Annotated in this window: 3 protein-coding genes and 2 pseudogenes; 3 read left to right on the top strand and 2 right to left on the bottom strand. The window is 66.3% G+C overall.

Annotation, left to right across the window (positions count from 1 at the left end; translation table 11 throughout):
• Positions 1-87 precede the first annotated feature (87 nt).
• Positions 88-855: pseudogene (locus ACREB7_RS20210) on the bottom strand (DUF6607 family protein); the annotation flags it as partial.
• Between the two features lie 17 nt (positions 856-872).
• A complete protein-coding gene (locus ACREB7_RS20205; RefSeq protein WP_431594052.1) occupies positions 873-3,086 on the bottom strand; it encodes a TonB-dependent hemoglobin/transferrin/lactoferrin family receptor in 2,214 nt (737 codons plus the stop codon).
• Between the two features lie 193 nt (positions 3,087-3,279).
• Between ACREB7_RS20205 and ACREB7_RS20200 the strand changes: the two genes are divergently transcribed.
• From ACREB7_RS20200 to ACREB7_RS20190, 3 genes and pseudogenes are all read left to right on the top strand, one after another.
• Complete coding sequence (locus tag ACREB7_RS20200; protein WP_431594051.1) at positions 3,280-4,260, top strand: toll/interleukin-1 receptor domain-containing protein; 981 nt, start codon at positions 3,280-3,282, stop codon at positions 4,258-4,260.
• 1 nt (position 4,261) lies between these two features.
• The gene (locus ACREB7_RS20195; RefSeq protein ID WP_431594050.1) at positions 4,262-5,215 is read left to right on the top strand and encodes a hypothetical protein; all 954 of its coding nucleotides are present in this window, start codon (positions 4,262-4,264) and stop codon (positions 5,213-5,215) included.
• A 63-nt stretch (positions 5,216-5,278) separates the two neighbouring features.
• Positions 5,279-6,049 (top strand): annotated as a pseudogene (locus ACREB7_RS20190) (hypothetical protein); the annotation flags it as partial.

Below are 6,049 nucleotides of genomic sequence, written 5' to 3'. Positions count from 1 at the left end.
GCGCAGGCCATTGCTTACACCGCGCTCATGCGCAACAAAGCTGCTGGGCTCTAATCCCCGCTGGTGGAAACCAGGGGGTCACGTCATCGCCGCCCAATAATCGTCGGCGGCCTTCACATCATATTGGTCATATTTGATATAGGTGTTGAGGACATATTCCTGGACGATGGGCACCAGCTTGCCGTCCTTGATCCCCATCTTGGTATTGTCCTGCCAATGGACCCAGCCGTCGGGCGAGGGCTGGTGGCGGTTGATCGACAGATAGCGATCATAGACGGGATTGCGAACCGCATCGCGGCGCGCGAGCGGGCGCCAGGTCCAGTTCGAGCGCCAGCGGCGGACGCCGCCCTGCGTTTCATACTGACCCCAGCCGGCATAGCGCGGGCTGTCGTCGACCTGCCAGACCGTCTGCGACCAGCGGCCGGTGCGCATCTTTTCGGGGACGTCTTCCCAGGTCCAGCTATTGCGGTCCGAATAGACGAGCACCCTGGCGGGCTCATATTCCCAGTCCTGGCGCCAATGCTTGATGATCATGCTCTTGTCGTCGTCGCCGGTGATGACGAGCATATGCTGGAGCACGATCTTGCGCCCCGTGTCCTCGATCACGCGCACGACCTCGTTGCCGCCCGAACGCTTCGGCTCGAGCACCTCGTAATTGGGGTCCCAGCGCGTCGATTCCTGCATGTTGAAGCTGACGCGGTAATTGCCAGCCATGGCGAGGATGTCGGCGCGGTCCTGTTCGAAACTGGCGGCGGCGGCATCGGCGGCGATCGGCGGGTGGGCGAGCGCCGCGACCGGCAGTGCGGCCGAGAGCAATAACAGGCTGGCGGCGAGCGAACGAATGGATGTCTTCATCTGGGCAGTCCTTTTATTCAGAAGCGGTAGCTGAGCGAGGCGCTCGCGTTGCGGCCGGGCTGGGTATAGGCGTCGGTCACGAGCGAGGTCGAAGCGAGGCCGCGCACGTCGCTCCACCAGGCATATTTCTTGTCGAGAATGTTGAAGACACCGGCGCGCAGCGTCAGCCCATCGACGATACGGACAAAGGCGGTCGCGTCGAGGATGGTGAAACCGTCGGGACGGAAGCATTGCGGGGTGCAGACGCCGTCGGCCCGCGACGCTTCCTTGCGCGCGCTGTGGGTCATGATGATCTGGCCACCGAAGCGCCCGGTGCGCTCGCGATAGCCGACGCCGGCGACGAGCTTGAGCGGGTCGATCGTCGACAACGGGCTGCGCGCGCCATTGGGTTCGATCACGTCACCCGTGGCATAGGATAGGGCGAGCGTCGTATAGAGGCCGGACGACGCTCGCCCCTCGAAGCGTGCCTCGGCCCCCTTGACCCGGACACGATCGAGATTCACGAATTGATAGACGGCGGGGTCGGCGGGCGTGAAGCTGCCGCTCACCACTTCCTGGCTGATGAAATCCTTGTAGCGCGACGTGAAGCCCGTGAGGTCGAGGCTGACATGGTCGCTGGAAAAGCGCAGCCCGCCCTCGAAGCTGGTGCTGCGTTCGGGGCCGAGGTCGGGGTTCGGAGCCGAGGTATAGCCGAAGGCGAGATTTTCGAAGAACTGGTTCACCTGCCCGGGTTCGGGCGCCTTGAAACCGGTCGCATAATTGGCGAACAGCCGCACCTGGTCGGTGACCTTCCAGACCGCGCCGAATTTGGGCGAAACGCGCGAACCATCCTGTCCGGCGCCCGCGAAGCTGGGGAGCAGCGGATCGGTGCGCGGCGACAGGTCGTACCAGTCGAAGCGCAGCGCGGGATAGAGCGTCAGCGCGCCGTCGGCGATGCCGATCTCGTCGCCGACGAACAGGCCGGCGCGGGTGAAATCGGTGGTCGGGAAGGCGCGGGTCGGGAACACCTCGCCCGCCGGCGGTACGGTGCCGTCGCGCAGCCCGCGCTGGCGCGTCTTGCTGATGTCGCCGCCGAAAACGATGCGATGCGTGATCGCGCCCGTGTTGAAATCGGCGCGGGCGTCGGCGGCGGCACCGATCACCCGGTTCTCGAAGGTGTTGAGGCGGGTGCGGTCGGCGGCGGGGGTGCGGTCTTCCTCGGTGTATTGATTGTCCTCGCCGTCCTGCCAGTACAGCGCGACACGGGCAAAATCGATCAGCCCCTCGCCTTCCCAGCTCCAGTCGAGCGAGACGCGCTTGCGTTCGCCGCTGTCGAAGCCTTCGAGGCGGTCGACGGTGGTGCTGCGCCCGGTGAGGCCGTTGGTGTAGAGGTGGGTGTCGAGATATTCGCCGGTCAGGCGCAGCTTGTGGCCGCTGGCGGGATCATAGACGATCCGCGCCAGCGCGGCGTTCGAGCGGCCGTCCTGCGGATTGGGCTCGGTGCGCAGGCTGCCGAAACCGCCGACACTGCCCTTGTTGTCGAGTTCCTGCCAGTCGCGGCGCGTATAGGCGGCCATCACCGACCAGTCGCCGCTGCGCCCCGCGAGGATCGCGGTTTCGCTATACTCGTCGTCGGCGCTGCTATAGGCGCCGCGGACGAGGCCGCCGACCGATTTGCCGCCGGGCAGGAAATCGACGGGATCGCTGGTGACGAAGCTGACCGCACCGGCAAGGCCGTCGCTGCCGTAAAGCGCCGACGAGGGACCCCGCAGGATTTCGACCGACTTGACGAGGCCGAGGTCGACATAGTCGCCGCGCCCCGCCGCCTGCGCGCCGAAGCTGAAACCATCGGGGACGCGCACGCCGTCGACCTGGATCAGCACGCGGTTGCCGCCGATGCCGCGGATGTTGAAGCTGTCATTGCCGGCGCGGCCGGTGGCGCCGAGCGCGGCGCCGAAGCGCGCCGGCTGGCGCTGGACGCTGGCGCCGGGTTCGAAGCGGATGAGGTCGCGGATATCGGTCGCCAGTTCGTTCGCGATCTGCTCTTCGGTGATCAACGAAATGGTCAGCGGCACATCCTCAACACTCTTTTCAGTGCGCGTTGCGGTGACGACGATCTGGTTCTTGCGTGCCGCCCAATATTCGCCGTCATTGTCCTGCGCCATCGCGGGCTGCGCGGTCGCGGCGAGCGCGAGGCCAAGCGCCGTGCCGGCGGCGAGGCGGGAGGTGAACGGCAAACCTTGGATCGTCAATTTTCTTCCCCTTGTAAATTGCGACTGACTCGCAATAGCGGCGACATAGGCAGGTGCGCTATAAGGGTCAAGCATTATGCTACTGCGACTCGTTTGCGTTATTAGGGAGGGCCGCGCGGCGGAATGGTGCCGAAAACTAACCGATTGCCCTGCCCCGCCCCGCGCGGCATGATAGTGCCGGGGGGAACGACCGATGGTGGCCGAGGTCTTCATCAGCTATTCGTCGAAGGACCGCACCATCGCGAACATGGTGTGTGCGCTGCTCGAAGAGCGCGGGCATCGCTGCTGGATCGCGCCGCGCGACATATTGCCCGGCACCGAATGGGGCGAAGCGATCATCACCGGACTGAAAGAGGCGCGCGTCTTTGTCCTCGTCTTTTCGCAACACGCGAACACCTCGCCGCAAATCCTGCGCGAGGTCGAACGCGCGGTGCACCTCGGCCTGCCGATCATCCCGTTCCGCATCGAGGATGTCGTCCCCGAACGCAGCCTCGAATATTTTATGAGCGTGCCGCACTGGCTCGACGCGCTGTCGCCGCCGGTCGAGGATCATATCGCGCGGCTGGGCGATGTGGTGAGCCAATTGGTGAACGGGGTCGCCGACGCCCGCGAATATCGGTCGGTGAAGCCGCGCGGCGCAGCAGGACTGAACTGGAGCAACGCGCTGGTTCGCGCCGGTACGGGCGGCGCGGTGCTGGCGCTGTTGCTGGCTGCGGCCTGGCTCGGCGGGCTGGCGCCGCCCGCCTCGCCGATCGGCTGGCTCGCGGCCTTGGTCGCGCTCGCCATCCCGGCGGGCGTGATCGCCAGCGGTCAGGTGAAGTGGTGGACGAAAGGCGTGGTGCAGGCCGCGCTGATCGCGCTGCTCGTCATATCGGCGGCGACCTATGGCTGGGCGCATAGCAGCTATGTGATCGCGGGCGCGCAGGGCGCGCCGCTGGTGCGCGGCACCATCTGCACGCCCGACGCGAAACTCGTTTATGAAAGCGAATGCCCCGACCTGCCATCGGACGCGCTTGCCGATGCCGCCTATGACGAGGCGGCCTTGTGGACGGCCGGGTCGATCGGGCAGGCAAAGCTGATCCTCGCGGCCGCCTGGATGCTCGCGGCGGCGGCGGCGGCGCTGCTGGTCGCGGGCTGGCTCGGCGGGCCGCGACGTCTGAAGCAGGAGGGCTAAGATGCGTGTATCCGGTTCGATAGCGGCGCTGGCGTTGCTCACCCAGCCGACCGGGGCGGCCGCGCAGGTTCCGCCCGATGCGGCGGCGCTGAAGGCGATCGAGGCCGAAGTCCCGCCACAGCGCTGGTATCCCGATGGTTATTATGACGTGCGCATCGCTGCCGAGGCCGATGCGGCCGAACAGGCGCGGCCGACGAGCGAACTGATAGGCGACTGGGGCGATGGTGTCGGCAAGCGCTATGACGTCTATGACTGCAGCGCCGCGTCGCCGCCCGCACTCGAGGTCGATCCGATCACGGCGCGATACGGTTTCGCGGCGAGCGAGGTCGCGCGACTGCGGTCCGAACTCAAGCGCCTGAAATATCCGGCCGCGCTCTATGCCGGGCCGCTGCTGGCGTTCGAACAGGCGCAGATCGCGGAGGCCGCCAGCGGACCCGATCCGCAGGCCGAAGCCATTCGGCTGGCGGAATGGGAGGCCGCTTATGCCGCCGCCGAAAAAGCGGGCAAGGAACCGCCCGCTTTCGATGCCGGCGAGGTCGATGCGGGCGAAGAAACGGCGGACGACATCGACGATCCCTATTCCGTGCTGGCAAACGCGCTAGAGGCCAACCGCCGGCGGCTCGCGCCCAAATTGCCGAAGATCGTCGTCGAGGGTGGCTGCGGCGCCGGCGAGGGCGCGCCGATCATCGTCAAGACCAGCCCGCCGGGCGCAGAGGTGCTGCTGGTCAACGCCTTTGCCTTCAAAGTGTGTACGCGCAAGACGCCCGACCCCTGGGACCGGTTCAAATGCAAGTGGAACGAGATCGAAACCGGGGTCGAGAAGCCGCTGAGCGGTCGCTATGTCTATCAGGTGAAATGGCCCGACGGCATGGTCCGAAAGGGCACGCGCGACATCGTCGCCGGCGAAGACGGCGAGCCGGCGGCGATCGTGACGTTCAAGAAGACGGGGAGTTAGCCCTCGATGGCGCTTGGCATTCATGGGCACATAGTTCGCGCCGCCATGCTTCTGGCGACGATGATGGCTGTGCCCGTAAGCGCCCAGGAGGACGTGGTTCCCGACGGGTCGGCGATGGCCGCACTTGAAGCCGCAGTGCCGCCGCAGACATGGTATCCCGACGGCTATTATGACGTCCGGATCGCCGCCGAGGCGCAGGTCGCCGAGACGCCGCGCAGCACGCCGCTTTTCGTCGGCGCCTGCCCCGAAGGCGGCGGGCTTTGCTACGACCCTTTCGACCCGCTCCCCCAGCGCATCAACCCGAGTGAAAGCGACCCGGCGGTCCGTCGTTATGGGGATATCGCCCTTCATATTTCACGCTTGCGACAGGAATTGGCGATCGCCGGCTACCCGCTCGCGGTCTATTCCGCCCCGCTCGCCGATTATGAGCGCAAGCTGATCGAAACGACGGCAAGCGCGAACCCGACTCCCGACACCTCCCGCGCCGAGGCTGCGCGCACGTTCGCGACGGCCCTCGAAGCACAACGTCAGCAGAAGGCGGCCACTTTGCCGCGGATATTGGGTTATGGCGAAGGCGCCGACCTGATCCGGGCGATCATCCTGCGCTCGACGGGTCCATCGGCGGCGCTTTATCCGGCGGGCAAGAAGCTCTTCGGCAACGTCAGATTGACCCTCAAGGCAGGAGACCAGATCGAATGGCTTGATGCGCAGGGGACCCAGACGCTGCGCGGTCCCGGTGTGTTTACAGCGGGCGACACCAACGTATCGGCATCGTCCGTCGCCGCGCTCGCCCGCCCATCGGCGGCACGATCGAGGCTGGGAGCGGTCCGCAGC

It is taken from the genome of Sphingopyxis sp. (assembly GCF_050725615.1).
Classification (GTDB): domain Bacteria; phylum Pseudomonadota; class Alphaproteobacteria; order Sphingomonadales; family Sphingomonadaceae; genus Sphingopyxis.
Note: the sequence above shows the minus strand (reverse complement) of the source record. Positions and strands in the feature narration are given on the sequence as shown.